Origin of the sequence: Sphingomonas sp. PP-F2F-G114-C0414 (genome assembly GCF_003688595.1) — a bacterium.
GTDB lineage: Bacteria > Pseudomonadota > Alphaproteobacteria > Sphingomonadales > Sphingomonadaceae > Sphingomonas.
In genome coordinates this window covers 94,519-117,905 of record NZ_RCWT01000010.1, presented here as the reverse complement: position 1 = coordinate 117,905, position 23,387 = coordinate 94,519, and the positions used below count along the sequence as shown (strand labels likewise).

Annotated in this window: 14 protein-coding genes and 1 pseudogene; 8 read left to right on the top strand and 7 right to left on the bottom strand. The window is 64.3% G+C overall.

Annotated features, from left to right (window positions below):
• The first annotated feature begins 431 nt into the window (after positions 1-431).
• From C8J47_RS05640 to C8J47_RS05625, 4 genes are all read left to right on the top strand, one after another.
• Positions 432-2,684 carry a TonB-dependent receptor gene (locus C8J47_RS05640; RefSeq protein ID WP_183129030.1) on the top strand — a complete coding sequence of 751 codons (2,253 nt, stop codon included), beginning with the start codon at positions 432-434 and terminating at the stop codon, positions 2,682-2,684.
• 309 nt (positions 2,685-2,993) lie between these two features.
• Entirely contained in the window at positions 2,994-3,266 is a 273-nt protein-coding gene (locus C8J47_RS05635) for a PadR family transcriptional regulator (RefSeq protein WP_121885344.1), read from the top strand.
• Positions 3,267-3,343: 77 nt separating this feature from the next.
• A complete protein-coding gene (locus tag C8J47_RS05630) occupies positions 3,344-3,895 on the top strand; it encodes a hypothetical protein (RefSeq protein ID WP_220683343.1) in 552 nt (183 codons plus the stop codon).
• Positions 3,896-4,085: 190 nt separating this feature from the next.
• Positions 4,086-4,475 (top strand): hypothetical protein, encoded by a 390-nt coding sequence (locus C8J47_RS05625; protein ID WP_056049798.1) that lies wholly within the window; start codon positions 4,086-4,088, stop codon positions 4,473-4,475.
• A gap of 385 nt (positions 4,476-4,860) precedes the next feature.
• Here the strand turns inward: C8J47_RS05625 and C8J47_RS05620 are convergent, their stop codons facing one another.
• Together C8J47_RS05620 and C8J47_RS05615 are read right to left on the bottom strand one after the other, a co-directional pair.
• The gene (locus C8J47_RS05620) at positions 4,861-7,200 is read right to left on the bottom strand and encodes a bifunctional diguanylate cyclase/phosphodiesterase (RefSeq protein WP_121884827.1); all 2,340 of its coding nucleotides are present in this window, start codon (positions 7,198-7,200) and stop codon (positions 4,861-4,863) included.
• Entirely contained in the window at positions 7,200-7,799 is a 600-nt protein-coding gene (locus tag C8J47_RS05615) for a methylamine utilization protein (protein WP_243645519.1), read from the bottom strand. Before C8J47_RS05615 ends, C8J47_RS05620 begins: the two co-directional genes overlap by 1 nt.
• A gap of 138 nt (positions 7,800-7,937) precedes the next feature.
• Here C8J47_RS05615 and C8J47_RS05610 point away from each other — a divergent pair, with 138 nt between their 5' ends.
• Both C8J47_RS05610 and C8J47_RS05605 read left to right on the top strand, forming a co-directional pair.
• Complete coding sequence (locus tag C8J47_RS05610; protein ID WP_121885342.1) at positions 7,938-8,822, top strand: DUF3034 family protein; 885 nt, start codon at positions 7,938-7,940, stop codon at positions 8,820-8,822.
• 12 nt (positions 8,823-8,834) lie between these two features.
• The gene (locus C8J47_RS05605; protein ID WP_121884826.1) at positions 8,835-9,305 is read left to right on the top strand and encodes a group 1 truncated hemoglobin; all 471 of its coding nucleotides are present in this window, start codon (positions 8,835-8,837) and stop codon (positions 9,303-9,305) included.
• Between the two features lie 483 nt (positions 9,306-9,788).
• Here C8J47_RS05605 and C8J47_RS05600 read toward each other — a convergent pair whose 3' ends face one another.
• The 4 genes from C8J47_RS05600 to C8J47_RS18860 form a co-directional block, all read right to left on the bottom strand.
• Positions 9,789-13,010 carry a family 43 glycosylhydrolase gene (locus tag C8J47_RS05600; protein ID WP_220683342.1) on the bottom strand — a complete coding sequence of 1,074 codons (3,222 nt, stop codon included), beginning with the start codon at positions 13,008-13,010 and terminating at the stop codon, positions 9,789-9,791.
• 465 nt (positions 13,011-13,475) lie between these two features.
• The gene (locus tag C8J47_RS05595; protein ID WP_121884824.1) at positions 13,476-16,142 is read right to left on the bottom strand and encodes a TIM-barrel domain-containing protein; all 2,667 of its coding nucleotides are present in this window, start codon (positions 16,140-16,142) and stop codon (positions 13,476-13,478) included.
• Between the two features lie 39 nt (positions 16,143-16,181).
• Complete coding sequence (locus C8J47_RS05590) at positions 16,182-18,266, bottom strand: beta-galactosidase (protein WP_121884823.1); 2,085 nt, start codon at positions 18,264-18,266, stop codon at positions 16,182-16,184.
• 139 nt (positions 18,267-18,405) lie between these two features.
• The gene (locus C8J47_RS18860) at positions 18,406-18,615 is read right to left on the bottom strand and encodes a hypothetical protein (RefSeq protein WP_147454288.1); all 210 of its coding nucleotides are present in this window, start codon (positions 18,613-18,615) and stop codon (positions 18,406-18,408) included.
• A 929-nt stretch (positions 18,616-19,544) separates the two neighbouring features.
• Here C8J47_RS18860 and C8J47_RS19140 point away from each other — a divergent pair.
• Both C8J47_RS19140 and C8J47_RS05580 read left to right on the top strand, forming a co-directional pair.
• Positions 19,545-19,670, top strand: a pseudogene (locus C8J47_RS19140) (LacI family transcriptional regulator); the annotation flags it as partial.
• Positions 19,671-19,697: 27 nt separating this feature from the next.
• Positions 19,698-21,026, top strand: coding sequence for an MFS transporter (locus tag C8J47_RS05580; protein ID WP_310886124.1), 1,329 nt, complete (start codon positions 19,698-19,700; stop codon positions 21,024-21,026).
• Here C8J47_RS05580 and C8J47_RS05575 read toward each other — a convergent pair.
• Positions 21,013-23,307: a glycoside hydrolase family 3 N-terminal domain-containing protein gene (locus C8J47_RS05575; protein ID WP_121884820.1), complete on the bottom strand. Its 2,295-nt coding sequence runs from the start codon at positions 23,305-23,307 to the stop codon at positions 21,013-21,015. The genes C8J47_RS05580 and C8J47_RS05575 overlap by 14 nt on opposite strands.
• Positions 23,308-23,387: the final 80 nt, after the last annotated feature.

Here is a 23,387-nt window from a genome sequence, read left to right as displayed (position 1 = left end):
GGGTGCGCTTCGGGCTGCTTTCGCGGAACGTAGAAAAGCTTTGCTGGGCGGTAGAATCCATACTCCGTCGATAGGATATTGAAATTCGCGTCTCCTGGGTGCGCGCGACCCCGGTTCTAAAACTCGGATGGCCCGCATCTTGCGACTTCTAAAGGAGTGATCAATTCACAAACGAACGGCCATCTGCGACCAGCGGCCTGCCATTGTTCGTAGAAAAACTATGCCGCGACCGCTCCGAAATTGGGCCAAATCCCATTGACGGGATATGAGTTTGACTGGACCGTTGGGGTGTCGATCGATGGACGGCGGGGACGCATGGCTGGCCCGCCCGAAGCCATCCGGCGACATCGTCATTTCACAGAATTGGGGCAGCGAGAATGGCATCATCCTCTCGGCGTATTGCGTTTCGGTCGTCGGCCATCGGGTTGCTCATGGCGGCGCAACCGGCGTTCGCCTGGGACGAACCGAAAAAGGATGCCGTGGCGGCGACCCCGCCAGAACCAACGGACGACATCCTCGTCACGGCGCGTCGCCAGGCGGAACGCGCGCAGGACGTTCCCATCGCATTGTCGGTACTGACCGGGGCCGCGCTCGAACGCACCGGCAGCTATACGCTGACCGATGTCCAATCTCAGACCCCCAGCCTCACCGCGTTCAACTCGAACCCGCGCAACAGCTCGATCGGCATCCGCGGGATCGGCGTGTCTTCGGCCTCCGACGGGCTGGATACGTCGGTCGGCGTCTATATCGACAACGTCTATCTCGGGCGCCCCGGCATGGCGTTGGCGGATCTGATCGACGTCGATCGCGTCGAGGTGTTGCGGGGGCCGCAAGGTACGTTGTTCGGACGCAACAACTCGGCCGGCGTGCTCAACATCACGACCCGCAAACCCGAATTCACGTTCGGCGGCACCGCCGAAGTTTCGCTCGGCACCTATGGTTACAATCAGGAGCGGATCAGCGTGACCGGCCCGGTTATCGACGGCCTGCTCGCGTTCCGAGTCACCGGATTCAACACCCACCGCAACGGCGTACTCGACAACATCAAGACCGGGATCGATGCCAACAGCGTCGGGCGCAGCGGCGGCCGGGTCCAGTTGCTCGCCACCCCGGCGAGCAACCTGACGATCCGCCTGTCGGGTGATTATTCACAGGAAGACGACACGTGCTGCGTCAGCGCCACGAAGCTCGCGCTGCCAGCTTCACTCAGCGCAACGACAAGCCGGACGCTCCGCGCGCTCGCGTCGCTTGGCTATGTGCCGCAACGCAGTCTCGACTTCACGCAGAACAATTCGCCGCAGAACATGAAGACCGACCAGAAAGGGGTGTCGCTGCAGGCCGACTTGGATCTCGGCTTTGCGACCGCGACATCGATTTCCGCCTGGCGCTATTGGCATTTCAATCCCTTGCAGGACAGCGATGGCACGCCGCTCGACGTCATTCAGGTCAACGTCGCGCAGACCAAGGACGATCAATATTCACAGGAATTCAGGCTCGCGTCGCGGCCGGGGCGGTTCAACTGGCAGGTGGGCGCCTACCTGTTTCACCAGCGGCTGAAGGATCACTTCATCCTCAACCAGTTCGGTACCGATGCGAGCGCGTTCTACACGACTTATCTGCGCCTCGCCAATCCGGCTGCGGCAGCCGTGGTGATCGCGCCGGGATCGCAATATCTCGACGATGTCGATACCAGTGTCGATAGTGTCGCCGCGTTCGGCCAGGCGAACTTCGATATCACGGAGCGGCTGACGGTCACGGGCGGCATCCGCTATACGCGCGACAAGCGCTCCGGGGTGTCGGACACCTCGATCGTCGGCACGCCCTACGCGGCGACGTCGATCCCCTTTCACTACGACGTGTCGGTCAAGGACGACAATGTCTCCTACCTCGCGAGCGCATCGTACAAGCTTGCCGACGACGTGCTGGCCTATGCCTCGTATTCGACCGGGTATAAGGGATCGGGCCTGAACCTGAACTCCGCGGTGTCCGCGGGGACTCCGCTGGTCCTGTCGCCCGAGAAGGTGAAGAATTGGGAACTCGGTTTGAAGAGCCAGTTCTTCGATCGTCGTGTCACGATCAATCTCAGCGCGTTCTCGACCGACCTGTCCGGCCTGCAGGCGAACATCGTGCCGACGAACGGCAACCGCTCGTATCTGGCAAACGTCGGCGACGTTCGGTCTCGCGGTATCGAGTTCGACGCCTCGCTTCGCGTCACCGACACGTTGACCCTCAGCGGCAACGGATCCTACAACGACGCGGTCTATAAGCGCTACGCAAACGCGCCCTGCCCTGTCGGCGTGAGCGGCGTCTGCGACCTGACCGGCCGACCGCTGTTCCAGGCGCCCCGATGGATCGGCAACGGCACCGTCGATTACCATGTCGATCTGGGAAACGGCACGCGCCCCTACGCGCTCGCGCAGATCAGCTATCGCTCGGGCGTTTTCGGTACCGCCGATGCCGGATCCTATAGCCGGATCGAAGCTTACGCGCTGGCCAATTTCCGGATTGGCGCGGTGCTCGGCAACGGACGCTACGACCTCTCCGCCTGGATCAACAACGCGTTCGACAAACAGTATTTCCAGAACCTGAGCACGACTGCGATCGTTGGTGCATCGCCGTTCGCCTATGCCGGACAATTGGGTACGCCACGCACCGCAGGTGGTACGCTGCGAGTCAACTTCTGACTTGCAGCGCTTTTGGTTCAGAGCATTCCGGCTGTGGTGGCAGACCGATTGTTCACTCTGTCGGCTGTGGGATAAGACCCACTATAGGTCAATTATCGTGCGCTGCCCGTGTCCCAACATCGGCCGTCCCGGAGTTGGGCATCGCGTGATGTCCGGTCCACAGGCCCCCGAGCGCTCGCTGACCGCCGGTAGGAGGCACCAAAGTTGAAAAGGCAAATAGCACGGGGATACTACTTGCTCCGCAGTTGACAGATAACTCTACTTAGATTGAGTAGGAGCATGGGCCGTAATCGTCGACCGTCGAAGCAGATGCTCCTCCTGTTGGAGGCGCTGTCTGCGCACACCCAGCAATGGCGCCACGGCTACGATCTGATGAAGGAAACCAGGCTCCTGTCGGGAACGCTGTACCCTTTACTGATCCGCATGACCGACCAAGGGCTCGTCGAGGCCGAGTGGCGCGAGCCGGAACATCCCGGCCGCCCTGCGCGCCATGCATACCGTTTAACGAATGCCGGCGTGGCATTTGCGCGGGCGGCGATACCTGCCGGTCCGATCACCTTCGCCAAGGCCTCCTTCGCATGACACAAGCTGTGTCGCGGGCTTTGCTGTCATTGGCCAGTCGGTCTCTCGGCTCGGATCGCCGAACGTGGGCGATGGCCATGGAAGCTGAGTTCGAAGAGGCAGTCGAAGATGGCAAGCCAATGATGTTCGCGATCGGCTGCCTGGTCGCAGCGTGGCGCGAGATCGGGAAGCACAGCGAAGGACGCTTGATCCTTGCGAACTACGCGCTCGCCCTGGGGTTACTCATCCCGATGGCAGCTCTGCAGTTCGAGCAAGCAGTTGGCTTCCTGTCCTCGGCAGCAGGTCCGCCTTTCGGCATGCCGGGCGCCGGACCGAATCTCTACCTGATCTGGTCTCAGAACAGCGCCATCCCGATATTGCTGATCACGTGGCTTCTCCTCGGCACGGCGCACCTTTGTCTTGCGTGGCTGCTCGTGGAGGGGGACTGGCCGCGCATCGTGAAGTGCGGCACGCTGATCGGGGCGGCAATGATCACGTTGACGCTGTTCATGAGCGTATTGATGCTCGATTTGTCGCCCTTGAGGGCGCAAGTCGCGGAGCTGGCGATCGAATTGGCCGCGGTGGTTTCTATTTCGCGATGGCACATTCGGGTTTTTGCAGACGTCTCGCGCGAAATGCTTGCTCGGTAGCTTGTAGGCAGCCTGCAATGGTTCATACGACTGGCTGGAAATCTGCAAACCCGCTTGACTCGTAAATCTACATATGTTGCTCTGTGCCCACGATTAGGTAGTCGAGGTTCGAAGCTTAGGCCGACGAAACGCCGGCTGGGCGTGTGCTGGCCGAGACGCGCGCGTCCGACGCAGCGAAAGGGTAGCGAATATGCGGCGTGTTATCAGCATAGGCGTCGTTGCGGCTGGCACTGTCTTGCTCATCGCTTTTCTCGTCTTTCTGCGTAAGCCTATCGTTGACGCCGGTGAGAACGGCATGTTCGCCAACGACTGCTGCGGCACGGTAAAGCTAGCCGACGGCGAGATGCTGCTCAACGGTCAGCGGACCATATCCTACATTGTCGCTAGAGATGCAGATGGACCGTACATCCTGCCCCGCTTTGACGTCGGCGTCGTATCCGATCAGGGGCTCGACGTGGATGGAACTCGCTCGGTGCGCAAGCTGCGCCTCGACAGGCTACCTTCAGCGACAAAGCTTACGTTACATGAGGGTTTGACCCCCTATGTCTTCAAAAGGCTGACGCCACATCTTCGCAACTAATCTCGAAGCGAGGGTTTATCAGCTTGAGTGATCTGGTCAGAGCCACCGTCAATTGACTCTTAGATCTACAGATGTCGTGGATGGCTGCCTAGAGGAGACGGCTATGCTCGCGATCACAGACCTGAGCCATGCCTACGCCAACGGCACGCGCGCGCTCGATCGCGTGCCCCTCTCATCCCTGCGGGCATCTTCGGCCTCCTGGGCCCCAACGGGGGCGGGCAGGTCGGCGCTGATGAGGATAGCGGCAGCGTTGCATTCGAGGGCATCTATGTCCTCAAGGAGCCGTGCGTGCTGCGCCGGACGCTCGGCTATCTGCTGCAGGAATTTGGCGTGTACCCGACCATTGTCGTGCTCCGCCCGGACGCGCTGTTCACTCTTCCACCCGCTAGGCTGCCTGGCTGAATTTATTATTAAGCAGCCCGGCGATACGGCCACTCTCAACCGGCCGACTGAATAGATAGCCCTGTATGTTACCGCAGCCCTCACCCCGCAGCAGGTCGAGCTGCCCGGTATCCTCGACGCCCTCGGCGGTCGTTTCCATGTTCAGCGCGGTCGCCAGGTCGACGATTGCGCGGACGATCGCCGCGGCGCTCGGATCGGTGGCGATGCTGGTGATGAACGAGCGGTCGATCTTGATCTTGTCGAACGGGAAGCTGCGCAGGTAGCTGAGCGACGAATACCCGGTGCCGAAATCGTCGAGCGCGACACGGATGCCCATCGCGCGCAGCGTGTGCAGCAATGCGATCACCGGGCCCTCGCCGTCGAGGAAGACCGATTCCGTGATCTCGATCTCGAGCCGATCGGGCGCCAAGCCGCTATGTGCGAGCGCCTGGAGAATGATCGCCTGCAACCCGCTGTTGCGGAACTGCAGCGGCGACACGTTGACCGCGACGCGGATATGCTCGGGCCAGTGCATCGCCTGTCGACAGGCCTCCTGCATCACCCATTCGCCGATCGCGATGATCAGCCCGGTATCCTCGGCGATCGGAATGAATTCGGCCGGAGGAACGATGCCGCGCTCCGGATGATGCCACCGCACGAGCGCTTCGAACCCGCCGATCCGGTCCGCCTTAAGGTCAAACACCGGCTGGTAGTTGAGCACGAACTGGCCTGCCTGGATCGCCTCGCGAAGGTCGAGTTCGACCTGCCGACGCCAGCGTGCCGCGGCGTCGAGCGCGGGTTCGAAAAACCGGAACACCCCGCGACCGTCTTCCTTCGCGAGATACAGAGCGAGATCGGCATTCTTGAGCAGTGCATCGGCGTCCTCGCCGTCGATCGGGCCGATCGCGATGCCGATGCTGACCGCGGTCGCGATGTGGTGGCCATCGGCCACGACCGGCTGGCGCATCATGTCGAGGATGCTCTGGGCGAGGACGCGCGGGCGATCGGCATCGAACTGGCCCGACAGGATCACCGCATATTCGTCGCCGCCGAGCCGCGAGACCAGCCCGTCGGGTGCGACCTCGCTCAGCATCGTGCCGATCGCCTTCAGCAACGCATCGCCGACCGGATGGCCGAGCGTGTCGTTCACACTCTTGAAGCGATCGAGATCGAGACACAGCACCGCGATCCCCCCGCCGGTGCGCCCCACCTGGAGGATTGCCTGGTCGAGCGATTGGCGAAAAAAGGTGCGGTTCGGCAGGCCGGTGAGGACATCGTGGAACGCGAGATGGGTGATCCGGTTCTCGCGTTCGAGAATGCCGGCCGACATCCGGTCGAAGCTGGCGGCGAGCCTGCTGATCTCGTCGCGCCCCTTCACGACGATATGCGCGCGGCTCCCCTCCTCCAGCGCTCGCGCCGCGGCATCCAGCGCGGCGATCGGTCCGGCGATCCCCATCGCCAGCCGCCGGCTGCCCAGCACGACGAGGATCAGCCCGGCCAACCCGGCGAGCGCGATGCCCGCCTGCAACGGCAGATACGGAGTCAGCGCAGCGTTGAGCGGATAGCGGATCAGGATCGCCGCCTGCGGTCGATTCGTCAGACCGGCCAGCGGCTTGGCGATCGCGAAAGCGCGGCCGGTCGAGAGATTCAGCATGGCGAGCGTCCGGGTCGACTGCGATGCGCCGACCAGGCGATCGACGTCGGCATCCAATCCGATCGACCGGTCCGCCGCATGCCAGCGCCCCGCGCCGTCGCTGCGCATGATCGTCGCGATTAGCGGGATCGCGGACAGCCGTTCGAGTGCATGCATCTCCGTGCCGTCGAGTCGCACAGCGAAGACGACCCAGCCAACCTGTGTCGGCGCCATCACCGGCGACAAGATCAGTCGGTATACCTGCCCCGCCACCACCACGACCGCGTCGCGCCGGTCGTCCGGCACCGCGAAGGGAAACCGAGCGACCGTCGCCGCAAGCGCGCCCGAGGGGCCGGTGACCCGGCCGTCCTGATCGACCACGAACGCGGCGGTAACCTCGGCCCGGTGGCTGATATTGGCGAGCGCGGATGTGATCGTCGGCCGATCCCCGCTGGCAACCGCGGCGCGGAATCCGAAATCTCGCGATAGCAGGTCGGCCGACGCGATCAGCGACTGCGACCTGAGCGTCCAGACCCGGTCGTAGACGCTGCCGCTGGCGATAAGTTCCTGGCGCACGGATTCGCGCGCGTGCGTCCAGATCATCGCCTGCGCGACGATCGCGAGCAGCACCATCGTTACCGCGAACAGGCTCGCGTACAGCACCGACAGCTTGGTCCGGAGATGGCGGAAACGCGGCGCGCGAAGACCCATCACCGGTGCAGCACGAAGGTCGTGGCAAAGCCCGTGGCGGCGACGTCGATCGGCTGCGACGCGGTGCTGCCGGGCGCGCGGATCGAAGGGTGCCAGACGCGGACCGTACCTGTCCCTGCCGGCACGCCGGTGATGCTGACATGCCCCGCCTGGTCGGTCAGTGCGGCAAACGGGGTGGCAGTCACGAACACGAACCCGCTCATCGAGTCATGGATGTTGCAGCCGAGCGGGACCACGCCCGGACGGTCGAACAGGACAGTCCGCGCATCCTCCTGCCCGTAGAGTTTCAAGTCGAACTTCTTGGTCTTCGAAAACGAATAGACGTGGTGACGCACCCGGTCGCGATTGGGGAAGCCGACCGTCGCGCCGACCGGGACGATCAGCACGTGCGGCTGAAACGCGATGTCGCGCTGTTCGATCATGTACGGCCCGCGCACCGTCACCCCCGGCGCCTTGGGCGTCTCGATCGTGACCACCGCGCCCGGCAGTGGCTTGCCGTCGAAGCCGCGGACATCGATCGCCACCGTGGCGGCATGCGCGGCCATGGGTAGCGCAAACGCGACGATCATCGAACTCAGGCGGAGGACGGATGCGTACATATAGCGACTTCTAACGGTCGGAAGATTGCCAATCCGTAAATGCCGCTCATGTCTTTTTCGCCCCGGCTCCGCGTGGAAAGCCGGGCTAGGGAAACCGAGATTTAACCAATGGTCTCCATGAGATACCGGATGATTCGCATGCCATCGACCGTCGCCGGATGCATCGCCAACTTCGTGGTGGCGATCACCGTCGTGACAGCGTCTCCCGCCGCAGCGCGCGATGGTCGCGCAGGCGGTAAGCTGATGCTGACCAACGGCGTTACCACGATCGAGGGCAGTTCGGGCGGAGGCATCTCCACCTGGGCGCTGATCGCCGGCAACGAGACCGTCGACGGGATCGGCGGGTCCGCGCATGTCTCGGTTATCCTGCTGCCGGACTATCGATGGGAAAGCCACGGCGCAGCTATCGGAGTCCGCGACCGACTGGAACTGAGCTACGCCCGACAGAATCTCGACACGCGCGACGTCGGTGCAAAGCTCGGTATCGGCCGCGGTTATACGCTCAACCAGGACGTGTTCGGTGCCAAGCTGCGGGTTGCCGGCGATGCCGTCTATGGCAGCGTCTACCTGCCGCAGATCGCGATCGGCGTGCAGTATAAACACAATCTCGATCCGCAGATCGTCGCCGCGGTCGGTGGACGCCACGCCAGCGGTACCGATATCTATGTAGCTGCCACCAAGCTCCTGCTGCGGCAGAGCATCCTGCTCGGCACCACGATCCGCTACACCAAGGCCAATCAGAACGGCCTGCTCGGGTTCGGCGGCGATCGCGGCGCACCTCGCACCGTCCAGATCGAGAGCACGCTCGGCTATCAGATCTCGCGCCAGTTGGTCGTCGGCGGCGAATACCGGTCGAAGCCCGACAATCTCGGGTTCGCCAAGGAGAGTGACTGGAAGTCCGTCTATGCCGCCTATGCAATCAACAAGAACCTGACCGCGACCGCGGCCTATGCCGACCTAGGATCGATCGCAACGGCCGAGCGCCAGCGCGGCGGCTTTCTGTCGCTCCAGACTGCCTTTTAGGGGACGTTTCCGATGCTCGTGCTTGCCTTGCTCGTCCTCCTCCAGACCGCGCCCGCGCCGCCGGGCGAGGACCCGGTCGCGCCCTATGCGATGAGCGATGCCAATGCCGGCGGCGGTCCGTTCAAGGGCGTTGCGATGCTCGAGGCGTTTCACGGCGTGGCCGGCATCGGCCGGATCGTCGACGATCTGGTGACGACGAGCCAGGCCGATCCGCGCATCGGCGACATCTTCAAGGGGCAGGACATGGTCCGCCTCCGCCGCACGCTGAAGGAGCAGTTCTGCGTCCTGTTGAACGGCGGCTGCCACTATACCGGCCGCGACATGGCGACCGCGCACAAGAGTCTCGGCATCCAGGCCAAGGACATGAACGCGCTGGTCGAAAACCTTCAAGCCGCGATGCGTCGCGAGGGTGTGACGTTTCCGGCTCAAAACGCCTTCCTCGGCAAGCTTGCCGCTATGAAGCCGTACGTGGTCACCCGTTAGAAAACCCGCAGACGGACGTTCGGTGCCCTTCCCCGCTTCCATCTTCAGCCATTCGTTCGTCGGGCTGGAGGGTAGCGCTCGACGGCCGATCCGTTGTCTGGACGGCTTGAAAGGACAGGAAAGCGGAAAGACGGCTGTCGAGAAGGCGGGTGGCAATAGCCGACATTCCGGAGCTACTGCTTTTACCAAAAAGGATCGCGTTTTGAGAAGGTCAGGTACAACGCAATGCGTTGACGAGCATACCATGCGATCTGCACGAACAGCGGACGGACACCGATCCTAACCCGGCATGCGCACATGTACGCCCAAGCGGCAAGCGACACTGCCAACGGGGCAGACATGCCATAATCATCGCCACGCCGGTAGCGACGCGTTGATCCAATGTTCGTTAGGCTTCAGCAGTAAGGTAGCGGACAAGCGACTTTCGGCCCCGCGAGATGGTTCGCCATCGGGGTATCGCCGCGTTGTATTCACGCTCGAGCGTCAGCGGATTGTGACGTTCATCGTGACGCGGCGGTTGACGGGGGCGACTTCCTCGTTGGCGGTCATGTCGAGTAGCGGTCGGCCGTCCGCGCTCCAGTGCGTGCGGCGCACGCGCGCGTTTCGGCCGTCACCGCCGACACCATTGCCCCAACTGTGATAGACGTAGAGGTCATTGCCGTCCTCGTCAGTGGTGAAGGCACCGTGGCCCGGCCCCTGTTCGTAGCGGCGATAATCGGTGACTCCTGCAGGCATCGGCACGCTTTTCTGGAGCGGTGCCGGCCACTTGCGCCACGAACTCGCCCTCGTCAGATCGGCGTCCAGCGCCGCGGAGATGCCGTTCACGACATAGGTCGGACTGACACCGGAACTGGAATAGACGAGCGTCAGCCGTCCGTCGTGCTGGAGTGCGAACGCGCCTTCGGCAAGGTTCTCTTCGACCGAGGTCTCGGGCGCGATGATCGGGGCCGGCTGACTGGCAAGGCGCGTCGGGTGCGTAGGGTCGACCTTGGCGATCCACGTCAGCGGGTCGCCCAGCGCTCCGGGGGCCGACAGATAACGTTGCGACCATATGTAATAACTCTGACCAGCGACTTCGACATAGGACATGTCGAGACTGATATTGCTCGGCATTTCGGCGCGGCCGAGCCGTGCGCCGTGGGTCTTGCGGATCGCCGCCGGTCTCGACCAGTCGGCAGGGTTGGCGGGGTCGCCATCGTCGCGCAGTTGCATGATGTGGGATTCGACCGTGAACCATGCGCCGCCTTCGTTCGACATGGTGTCCCGCGGATTGAAGCAGGGTGCGAACAGGATCGAGAGCTTGCCGCCAATCTCGTGCAGCTCCGGCGCCCAATAGCAGCCGGCGATGACGCGGCCGTCTGCGGTGCGATCGCGGCGGGTGCGGCGGTTGAGCAAGTCGACCTCGCGCGCGCGGCCGCCATTGTCGTCGGCGAGGTCGGCGATCGTGTCGGCGACCCGGATGGGCAGGTGCGCGGAGCCGACGTTGTCGTTGTTCGTGTCGTCGGTCGCGACGAAGAGGTAGCGGACGCGGCCGTTGCGCTCCCAGCGATAGATATCGGGATCGGCGCGATTATAGGCGAAGATCGCCGGATAGCTGCGCTGACGGACGGTGCCGTGGACGACGTAGCGGCCTCGATGGGTAAGGCGCGCGAGATCGGCGGCGTCCCAGTCGACGGCGCGGGTCGCAGTGGAGCCGTCCGAATACCCGAGCGTCACACGTGCGTCGCGCAGCGTAGCGGCTTGGTGAGCGGCGATCACCTGCGGCGCCACCGCGGCGGTGGTGTTGACGGTGCGGCCAAAGCGTTGGGTGAGCACGGTGGCTAGGGTGGCGTCGATCGGGAGCGTATCGTCGTCGGTGGTAACGATGCGGCCGTTGCGGGCGTCGCCGACGTTGCCGGCAGAGACGATCTGCTGACGACGACCACCGGGCTCGAAAGGCGTGTCGCGCCATTCGGTGCGCGTCAGATCGGCGGCTGTCGTCCAGCGCGGCTTCCCGGAGCGATCGGTCCACGACAGGACGTAGCGGCGGGTGGCGGAATCGTAACGCACGCGCGGCTTCGCGACGCCATCGGCTGTGTGGAGGTCAAGAGAGCCCAGTTCGACGAAGTCGCCCGGGTGCTTCAAACCGCTGCGGAAGACGATCGTCGCGGTGGGATCTGGATCTGGCGTGCCGGCCATGTCGACACGTGTCGCGATAACGCCCAACGAGCCGTCGGCGAAGTAGAACAATGACGGGTCGGCAACCCCGCGTAGCGCGACGCGATCCACTCCAACATACTTGCCACGCGCGAACAGGACGCCGTAGTCGTCGTTCAGCCGGACGGTGCTGCCGTCAGTGCCGGTAAGCGCGAGGTGAACGCTCCGCGCCACGGTCGGCTGGTTCGCGTCGTGCGCGGTCGTGGGCCCGCGCGCATAGGACTTGAGGCGGCCCGCCCCGGTGCCGAGCAGGCGGACGGTGAAGTGCTTGGCGACCGTCGTTCCGTCCAGACGCTTCAGGGTTCCGTCGAGATGGACGACGCCCGCCATCGCGTCGCGGTTGATGAGAACGCCGTCGGGCAGCACGCGGCCGTCGACGCGCCATGTGACGAGATGGCCGTCTGGTACCGGCAGGCGCGTACCCGAGGCCAGCACGGGAGGAACCACCCAGCTATCGGCGGCGGGCGCGGGCGCGGGGCGGTTCCAGTACGCAACGAGCCTGTCTCGTTCCGACGCGGTGATCGCCATGACCGTACCGTGCCGCGGCGATGCCGGCAGGCTGAAGGCGCGCGGGTAAGTCCAGGCGATCTTGCCGCTGAGGTCATTCGTCGCCAGCGGGATGTAGCCGACGCCGCCATAGTCATCGACCCACAGGAAGTACTTGAATCCGCTGGTGTCGCCCGGATTGGCGACGAACGCGCTCGGCCCCTCCACCTCCAGCGTGCCGGAGCGCCGGCCGACGCAGCGGTCGACGATCTTCCACGCGCCCGAAGCACCGGACGCGCGCAGTGATGGGGAGACCTGAGCCACGATATCGCTCGACTTGCACCCGCTGGCATCGCTGACTTTGGTGAAGCGATAATATTGATCGCCGACTTTCATGACGGTCGCATCGATCATGCCCTTGGCCTTGACCGCTCCCGGAACGTCGGCGGCCTTGAACCACGGTTTTGGAGAAGTAAACGTTCTGAAATCCCGGGTCATCGCAGTCAGGATCTGCGGCCCGTTGCCGTCCTCGCGCTTGTGCGCGGCATCCTTGAAAAGCGTTGACGTCCAATAGACGACGTAGGCGCCAATGGTGGGATCATAGGTGGCCTCGGGCGCCCAGGTCATGCCGGCGGCAGGCACGTTCACGCGAACGTGGCGCTGCTTGCCCCAATGGATCAGGTCGGTCGATTCCCAGATTTCCAAATGGCGGCTGCCGTGGTCGGTCGCCCCGCCCCAGCCGGTGCGGCCGGTCGAGAGATCGGTCGCCAGCAGGAAGAAACGGTCACCCTCTGCCGAGCGCATGATGAACGGATCGCGCAGGCCCCGCGTACCCTTGGTCGATTCGAGGATCGGCTGGGCGTCGTTCAACGTCTTCCATTGCAAGGCATTGTTGCCATCGGAGATCGCGAAGCGCAGCTTCTCGCCGTCGATCGTATTGCCGGTGAAGTAGACGAAGACATAAGCCGACAGCGGCGGCAGCGGGGCGGGCGCGGCGCCGATTAGGGGGACACCCGCAATCATGAGGAGTAAGAAACGAAGTGCCTGATTCATTCGGGTCCACCCAATCACCACCGGGGCCGGCGAGCTTGCAGGTTCCCTTCCAAAACGGAATATGTCCGACATTTAACAGGCTGCAAGGTTAATCGGAAAGCATCGTCCTTGCCGTGGGTGGCGCGTTCCCATCCCCTGCTTCACCACAGACCGAAGTGAGGAGCGTGGCTCTCCGGCCTATTGCGGCAAGAGAAGGCTTGGTTGAATTGGGTGAATATCTCGAGTTGTGGAAGGCCGGGCGCGCAGCATGGGCCTCGTGTGCTTCGAACCAGCCGCCGCCTCCCGACCGACAACCGTTCCCGGCGAGGTTGTCCAGCCATCAGCAGTCAATGCGACGACCAGATCCACGCAGAAAACGAGCGGATCCTGTGAAACAAACCGGTTCTTATGGTATCCGTCACGCCATCAAACCGACGAAATCGGCACTCATCTGGACTAAGTGCCAAGGATCATTTGCTTAGCCCGCCCGGCATAATCGACTGCCACGCCCCGGCTTACCGACAGCGCAGAGTTCCCAGGGCGCATCAGGTGAGTGCGGATCACCCGACTATTCGTCATGCCGGGATACGTGCCCCGCTGCGAACCCAAGGTGAGCACACCCGTTGCCTGCTTCCACTCCAGCGAAATCCGCGCCGCGGCGCCTTGCTCGTAGCGATAGGTGAGGCCGTCATCTTCGTACAACGAGGCGGTGCCGTCCCGACCCGGATAAACCAGGAGATCGAGCGCCCCGCCAAGCAGCCCGGCCGTCGATTGCCCAACCGGCCCTAGCGGCAGGATGCTACCCGCCCGCACGTGAAGCGGAATATGGTCCAGTGTCATCGGAACGGTGTGCGTCCGCCCGCCCTCACGATGCTCGCCTGTCCAGAAATCGTACCAGCCGCCCTCCGAAACCGGCAAGTAGACGTCCCAGGTCTTCACGCCGGCAGCCAGCACCGGCGCGACATGGATCGCGCTGCCGAACATGTACGCATGAACCTGATCGAGGGCCTTCGGGTCGTGTGGAAAGTCGAACACCAGCGGTCGGATGAGTGGCATGCCGGTCGCCGACGCTTCGGCTGCCAGAGCATAGGTGTAGGGCAGCAAGCGATAGCGAAGTTCGAGGTACAAACGGGCGATGCGCTCCACCGTCTCACCATATCGCCAGAACTCGGTATCGGTCATGTAGCCGTGGACGCGCGTCAACGGCAGGAACGTCGCGAACTGGAACCAGCGGAGGAACCGTTCCTGATAGGCAGGGTCGGTATACTGCCCTTTGCCCGGCCGGAAGAAGCCGCCTGCATCGACGGTCCACCAAGCTTGGCCCGCCGCCGCCATGTTGAGCCCGGCCGGGATCTGCCGTTTCAACGTCTCCCAGTCATGACCGATGTCGCCCGACCATGTCGCGGCACCATAGCGTTGCTGGCCCGGTGCCGCCGATCGGGTGAGGATCATCACACGCTTGTCCGGATAGGCGCGCCGCTGCTCCTCGTACACCGTTCGGCTGACTTGCAGCGGATAGAGGTTACGGCGCTTCTCGCCGGGCTGGGTCCTGCCCGGTGCCGCATAAATCGGTCGTCCGACGAGGTCGTCATTTTCTGGCTCTGTCGCGTCCTGCCACCAAGCGTCGATACCGAGCGAGGCGAGCTTCTGGTTCTGCTGTCGGGCATAGAAGCGGGCGGCGACCGGATTGAAGAAATCGATCCATTCGGTACCCGGAATGTAGAAGCCCTTCGCGGCCACGTCCTTGCCGAGCGCCGTTTCCTTGCCGACCTTGGACCAGACCGACAGCATCAGGCGCATGTCCATCGCATGCAGATCGCGAACGAGGCCCGCGGGGTCGGGATAATGCTCCTCGTCGAAGCGCATGGCGTTCCAGCCGTATTTTCCCCAATATTGCCAGTCCTGCACCATCATGTCGCAAGGGAGTTTTCGCGCGCGAAATTCGCGTGCCGTCGCGATGATCTCGTCCGACGAGTGAAACCGCTCGCGACAATGAATGTAGCCGAGCGCCCAGAGCGGCATCATCGGCTGTGGTCCCAGCAAAGCGTGATAGCCGGCCATGACCGCCGCCGCCGTCGGCCCGGCGATCACGACATAATCGATACCCTCGGAGACGGGCGACCACCAGGTCGTGCGATCTTCGACCGGCGCGAAGTTCAGCACCGGCATGTCCTCGTCACCCGCCCGCACCAGCACGCTGTGCTCTCCAGCGGCGAGTTCGCCGATGAAGCTGGCGGTCGGCGGCAGCCAGAGATTGGTGTGATCCGTCATGGGCTTGCCGTCGATCTCGACATAATGGCGCGACGACATCTTGCGGCCAAGATCGAGCAGGAACGCATAGCGCGCGCCCTGCGGGACCGTGAACTTGCCCGTGAACACGGCATCGCGGCGCTCGACGCGGGCATTGCCGGTGGATGTGGTGACATCGGCAATGCGCGCGTCGCCCGCTGCCGCCTGCCGGGTTAGCACGATAGGCCGGTCCGGCCGGTTCAGCTCCGCCATGCCGGGATTATGCCACAGCAGACCGTAGCCCTTGCTCGACAGCACGAACGGCTGGCTGATCTGCGTGTTCACCTGCGTCAGGCGTCGCGGCAGGCCCCGAATATCGAGATGGCCGTCCTGAAAACAGCCCGTGCCGAAGAGGCGTTCGTCGGCCGGGCTGGCAAAGCCTTGCGTCACTGCCAGAGTCGGCTCGTTTCCGATCGTCGATTGCGCGACATGGCGCGATCCAGAGGCTTCGCTGAGAAGCAGGTTGCCGGTACCGTCATGGAACGAGAGGCATCCAGTCGCTTCATCCCATACACACTGCGCCTGCGGAAGCATCAGGCGCGTTCGGCTGCCCTCCCGTATCCGCTTGGGGATTGGCGGCTTCGCGATGGGCGCCAGCATTTCGCTTGGCGTTTCTAGGGGCGCTCCCACAGGCGTGACGCGGACGCGGAACGCACGATCGCTCAGCGCCGTGACGGCAATCGACAGTTCGCCGGTGCGGATCACGAAATCGGTGGATGCAATTCTGGTTGCGGCGTGTAGCAGGCCGCTCGACACGATCGCCGCCCCCGCGCCGCTTCCCAGCAGCACGCGCCGGGTGATGGCGGCGCTACGCGGCGTTTTCTGATCGGTCACGCAACCTCCCCTTTGCTTTGTTTCCGCACGGCGCGGCCGTCAATCGGATCGTCCATCTTCCTCGATGATGGCCACATCCCACGCAGCAAGCTCGATCGGTCCGCCACGCTTGACCTTGCGCCCCTGCAACAGTTCAGTGCCCGCAGCCGGGGCCGCCATATGCTGTGGCACAGCCGAGTAGTTGAGCACGTACCGAACCGTATGGCCGTTCTTCAGCGTGCCACCGCGCACGATCAGCGGGAAACGCACGCCCGCGACCGATGGCACGACACCTGCGCGCGTGACTTCGGCGGCGACGATCTTCTCGGCCAGCGCGTCGCTCGGCATGAAACCGACATAGCTGACCTCGCCTTTGCCCCAGTGGTTGCGGGTCATCGCGGCAGCAGCCGGCCATGACGGATGCCGATAGCGCGCCACGACCTCGGCGGTGGTGGGCTTCAACATCTCCATCCACCAGCGCGGCGAGTTATCGGCGTCCGAAACCCCGAACGGATTGCCCGCCAGCGTGACCCCCTCGGGAATCGTGAACTCCTGGTAGGTGACGCCAGCCGCTTCGGCGATCGCACCCGGCTGTGACGCATAGCGGACCTTCGTGTTCTCGTCGGTAAAGCCACTCTTGAACGTGTAGAGCAGATGCCCGCCGCGCTTCGCATAGTCGTTCAGCCGCGCGATCTCGGCGTCGCTCGCCGCGTAAAGCGCCGGCACGACGATGAGCTTGTAATCATCGAGCTTCCGCGTGCTGTCGGGCGACACGATGTCGGCCTCGACGTTCATCCGGTAGAGCGCATCGTAGAAGGGGCGCATCACCTGGTTATACTCGATGCCCGTCGGCTTGAACGAATTAAACGCGGTCTGGGCGGCGTTGCTGACATAGACGGCGACCTGATTGCGCTTCGTCATGCCTGCCAGCTTCGGGCCGAGCCGCGCGATCTCGGCACCGATCACCTTTGCCGCCGCATATTCCGCATTGGGCTTGTAGTCCTGCGACAGCAGCCCGCGCCAATAGGTCTCGACCGCGTTGGCGGTGGTCGCCCAGTGCCAATATTCGACCATCTGCGCGCCCGAAGCGAGATGGCTGAACGCCTGCAGGCGAAGCTGGCCCGGATAGGGCGTCCATTGCGGGAACCCCTGCGCCTCGGTTTCCAGCACCAGATAATTCTGTCCATTGCGGATCGAGCGGGCTTCGTCACCACCAAAGGCGATTTCCGCGCCGGTCAGCTTGTCCTGCGTTGGATGATAGATGTCGATGCCGGCGATATCGAGCGACCTTGCCGCCTTCCAGTGATCGACTTCCGGCTGGATGCCGTAGGAGCCATCACGCCAGCCCAAGTCGAAGTTCTGCGTCATGAACTGGCCGGGCCGGGCATGGGCGCGCACGAGCTTGGCCTGCCACGCTAGGAAGTCGGTGACGAGGCTGCGCTGGTAGGCGGCGAAGGCGTTGGACATGCTGGCGTTGATCGAGCCGTTGGTCGACGGGAAGTCATCCCACCGATTGATCCGGTTCGACCAGTAATTGAGGCCCCACGCCTTGTTCAGGGCATCGAGGCTCGGCCATTTCGCCCTCAACGACTGGACAAACGCCGCCTGCACCGCAGGACCGCTGGTGTCATAAGGCTTGGTCTCGTTGTCGAGCTGGTAGCCGATCACCGCGGGATGATCCTTCACATGGTCCACCAGCGCCACGATCACCCGCTCGGCCGCCGCCCGGTAGTCTGGGTCGGTGATATCCATGTTCTGCCGGGTGCCGTATTGCGCGCGTACGCCGTCGGGGCGAACGACGAGAACATTGGGATGCTGGCGCGCGAGCCAGGTCGGTATCGCATAGGTCGGGGTTCCGACGATCACCTTGATGCCTTGCTTGTGCATCGCGGCGAGCATGCGATCGACATGGCTGAAATTGAAGACCCCGGGTTGCGGTTCCAGCGTGCCCCATGTCGACTCCGCGATGCGGACGACACTGATCCCCGCCGCCTTCATCATCCGCGCGTCTTCATCGACGCGGTCGACCGGGGTGTACTCGTCATAATAGGCGACGCCGTAAAGGATGGTATCGGGCACCTGCGCCTGCGTGACCGTCGGCAACGCCACCGTGGCCAATGCGAGTGCTTTCGCGAACCGCTGCATGTTCCTGCCTCTCATCGCCAATTCCTCCCCACGCCGTATCGTTTGCACGCTATCGGCGCGATCCTCGCCGGCTCAGCAGGCGAGCGCAAGCGGTCGATACGGAGCGGCGATCAGTCGCGATGGGCGAGCCGCCCGTATTTCAATCGCGTGGCGCGCGAGCGATCACTGCTTGGGCCGAACGAAGACGAGCCTTCCAGATTTTAACCGATGGGTGCCCCGAAGCCAGGCCGGCAAGCCGCCCTTCGATCTGCGCAGCCTCTCGCTTAGCGGCATCGAGCTCGGTGGCTGTCGGAGCAGGTTGGATATTGGCGCGCGCGCGTGCGCCGGTGCGTCCCTTGCTTTTGGTCATGGACGACGCGATGGTCTTAGAGACGGGATGCCGTCAATGCGGGATGGCATCGAAGACGCCGCGTTTCGCCAGATATCCATAGTCGGCCATTCGCGCCCCCTTCCCCGCTTCCCGACTTCAAACACTCGTTCATTGCCGCGCTGGCCGCTTTTGGCGCCTGTTCGTACGTCATGAATGTCGTGAAGGGAGAGGTCAGCCGACATTCCTGCCAACAAGGAGAAAGGCGTCTTAGCAGTCGATCCGTTCCGCGTTAAGTGATTGCCAAGCTCCTGCTCGTAGTGTGTGAAGGATGGGCAGGATGTCTTTCTTCGCCGGGATGTTTGGCCTTCCGCTGCTCGCGCCTCTGATAATCATTGGCTACCTAACCCCTCGCTACGTACCCAGCGCCTCGCTAGCGAGCGCGGCCGCCTCGACGCCGTGGCCGGAACTCGGGCGCGAACGCATGATTGCAAGCTTCGTCAAACGATGCCGCGGGGACTGGAACTTCGAAGGATTCGACCGCAGCGGTGAGGCGACTCTGTATTCCTGGGAAAGCGACGCCGGTCTCATCGCCCGGACCCGGATCAACTGCATGCCAGGCCGTCGATGCTCGGTCGCAGCGCAGGCGCTCATAAACTGGCCATTCCCGTCACAGTTAGGAGGCAAACCCGTACCTACCCACATCTGGGGCTGCGGTGCCGGCATCCCCGACTGGACTCGGCCCAGCCCTGTCACGTAGCGGGCGGCGTTCGCAGCCCCATGGCGCTGGTCTGTAACCTAAATGAGTACGTCGGATGTGATTACTTTGGATATCTAGCGCCACCGTCGATCACCGTATCCGTAAGCATAAATGCGACGATCATCGAAGTGGCCGCACTCGTGGGCATCTCCAACGCGTTTAACGCCAGAGTCCTCCGCGGCGCCGAGGAGGCCGCGCGCGATTCCACCCGCCGCTCACGACGATCGCCCAACCCAGATGCATGATTGGCCACCGCGCGGTCGAACTGCTGGTAGACATCATGCGGGGCGTCTACGACGTTCTCGAGCAAGTCACGCTCCGCCACGAACTCGTGTTTAGAAACAGTACCACGACTCCGCAGCCTATGATCCGAATATCCACCCGAAAATCCGCGATGCGCGCTGAGCGCGGCAATAGGGCAGGCCCGAACGGCACGCTGGTGATCTTCAGCGCCGGCGATTTCGCGTTCAACCTCTATTGGCAGGCGATCAGCCTGTACCTGTTATTCTACTATATCGATGCGCTGGCGTTGCCGCCCGCGACCGCCGGCCTGGTGTTCATGATCGGCGCGATCTGGGACGGTGTCGCCGATATCCTCGCCGGGGCGGCAGCGGAGCGGATGCGGCTTTCGTATCGTCGGCTGGTCGGATGGGGTGCGCTGCCGCTCGGGCTGACGTTCGTCGCGATGTTCTCGGTGCCGACCGGTGCCGCCGCCTTCGCGCTGGCGACGCAGATGATGTTCCGCACGCTCTACGCGTTCACCAACATCCCTTATGCGGCGTGGACGACACGCGTGGCGCAGACCAGTCGGGATCGCTCGCTGGTCGCCGGGCTGCGCATGGGGTTCGGCTCGGCAGCGGGAGCCCTCGTCGCGCTGCTGCTGCCCTGGCTGGTGGCGCGAGCCGGAAGCTACGGCGTGGCCTCCGCCATCCTCGCCGTCGTCGCGGTGCCCCTGCTCGCGATCATGGCGTGGCGCGTGCCCGAGCCGACGCCGAGTGCCGCACCGGCACAGCGACTCGCGATCTGGTCCGGACTGGCGGTACTCGCGCGCAACCGGGCCTTCGTCGTGCTCAACGTCGCGTCGGCCGCCGGCGGGGCCGCGACCGCGCTGACCAGCCAGTCGGTGCTCTATTTCTTCCGCTACGTTCTGCAGGACGCGCCGGGCGGTCCCCGCGCTCTGGCGGCGATGGCAGTCAGCAGCCTCGTCGCGGTACCGCTCTGGACGGCGCTCGCGCGTACCCGCGGCGCCCGCACCGCATGGTTGGGTGCCGGGGTCCTCGCGCTGATCGTGCCTGCGGTGTTCGCGCTAACCGGTTCGCCGGGCAGCACGGCGACGGCGGCATTCCTGCTGGCGATGCAGGCGGCATTCATCGGCTTCGCGCTCGCCGCCTGGACGCTGCTGCCCGATACCGTCGATTGGGGCGAAGCGCAGAGCGGCAAGCGGGTCGAGGCGCTCGCGTTCGGCACCTACGCGCTGATGCAGAAGATCGCGCTGGCGGGCACGGGCTTCGCGATCGGCATGATCTATCAGGCGAACGGCTTCGTCGCCGGCGCCGTCCAGGGCCCGGCCAGCCTCTACGCGATCCGCTGGCTGATGCTGGCGGGCCCCGCGCTGCTGATCGCGGCAATGCTGGCAGCGGTCCTCGCCATCCCGCTTAGCCGCGATACGATGGCCAGCCTCAGGCGAGCGTAAACTCGCCCGACACCCCCTCGGCCTGCGCGGACGGTGCGATCCAGATACGGAAGCGGCCGGGCTCGACCGTCGGCTTCAGGTCCCTCCCGACGAACAGAAGGTCCGCCTTGCGCAGCGTGAACGAGACGACCTGTAGCTCGCCGGGCTTGAGCATGATCTTCCGGAACGCCTTCAGTTCGCGGACCGGCCGCGTGATGCTCGCGGCTAGATCGTGGATGTAGAGTTGTACCGTTTCCTCGGCGGCCCGCGTGCCCGAATTGGCGATCGTCGCGCGGACCGTCAGTGCCCCGTCCCCGGCGATCTGTCCGGTGCCGAGATCGAGCCTGGCATACTCGATCGTGCCGTATGTCAGCCCGTGACCGAACGGGAACAGCGCTTCGTTGGCGAACTCGCGGTAATGCGCCTTGTATTCGAGGAGCGGTCCGGGCGGGTTCGGACGCCCCGTGCTCTTGTGATCGTAATGATACGGCTCCTGCCCCGTCGCGTGCGGGAACGAGACGGGCAACCGCGCCGAGGGCCCGGTCTTGCCGAACAGCACGTCCGCGATCGCCGGGCCGTCCTGCGACCCGAGAAACCATGTCACGAGGATCGCGGGCGCCGCCAGCACCGCGCCGCTCAGCACCAGGGCGCGGCCGGTGCGGAGCAACACGACGATCGGCTTGCCGGTCGCCGCGACCGCCTCGACGAGTGCGATCTGCGCCGGCGGGATGACGATGTCGACGCGCGACTGCGCCTCGCCCGACATCCGCTGGCTCTCGCCGATCGCCAGCACCACCACATCGGCCGCGCGCGCCGCGGCAACCGCCGCGGCAATCCCACCGGCCAGCGGCGCATCGACACCCGACCCGAGCGTGACGCTGACGCGCGACGGATCGGCGACCGTGGCGCGGACTCCGGTCGCGAGGTCGACCGCCTCGGCGTCGGTGCCGTACACGTTCCACGGCCCGATCAGATCGTGCTGCCCCGCCGCGAACGGACCGATCAGCGCGATTCCCTTACCCTGTCGCGGCAACGGCAGCAGGTCGCCGTCGTTCTTGAGCATCACGATCGACTTGGCGCCCGCCTCCCGCGCCAGCGCCAGCGTCTCGCGCGTGCGGATACGCGTCCGCTCGCGACGCGGGTCGATGCGGCGGAACGGATCGTCGAACAGACCAAGCTGCACCTTCAGCGCCAGCACGCGGCGCACCGCCTCGTCGAGCCGCGCCATCGGCACCTCGCCTGCCGCGACCAGATCGGGCAGATGCTCGATATAGAAACCGCTCTGCATGCTCATGTCGACGCCGGCCATGAAGGCAAGCTTGGTCGCCTCGCGCGCATCGGCGGCGAAACCATGCGCGATCAGTTCCTCGTCGCCGGTATAGTCGGAGACGACCAGCCCGCCGAACCCCCATTCACGGCGCAACACATCGGTCAGCAACCAGTCGTTCGCGGTCGCCGGGATACCGTTGATCTCGTTGAACGATGCCATCACGGTCGGTGCGCCGGCCTCGAAGGCGGACTCGAACGGCGGGAAATAGGTTTCACGCAACGTCCGCTCGGAGATGTCGACCGTGCTGTAATCAAGCCCCGCCTCGGCCGCGCCATAGGCGGCGAAATGCTTGGCGCAGGCGGCGACCGCATCGGCCGCGGCCAACCCATGCTCGCCTTGGAAACCACGAACGCGCGCGGCCGCCATCAGCCGGCCGAGCAGCACGTCCTCACCCGATCCCTCGACACCGCGCCCCCAGCGTGCGTCGCGGGCGATGTCGACCATCGGTGCGAACGTCCAGTCGATCCCCGACGCCGCGGCTTCCGCACCTGCCGCCCGCGCGGTGCGCCGTGCCAGCTCGGGATCGAAGCTCGCTGCTTCGGCCAGCGGCACCGGGAACACGGTACGCAGACCGTGGATCACGTCGGCTGCAAAGATCAGCGGGATCTTGAGACGCGATTCGCGCATCGCGACCGTCTGCATCCGCTTGGCCATGACCGCGCCATTGCCGTTGAACACACCTCCAAGCTTACCGGCCCTGACGTCGGCCAATTGCCCGTCGAAGCTTCCCGCGCCGCCGGCCGGATTGAGCGACGTCGCAGCGCCCCCCGCCCAAGCCGCCGCCATCAGCGTCAACTGCCCCGCCTTTTCGACCAGCGTCATGCGACCGATCAGCGCTTCGACGGAGGCGGGCAGCGCGGCCGTACCGACCTTCGCCTGCTGCAGCAGCGCACGTGCGGGGCTTGCCGCCCAAGCTGCGACCGCGCTTGCACCCATCAGCATCGCCCGTCGGGAAATCGTTGTTGCCGTCATTCGCTCATCCCTTGCCTATGCCTGCTGCAATCCCGTCCCGGCAGGTCGGAACGGCAATCGTCGCAAGGTTCTTGATCCAT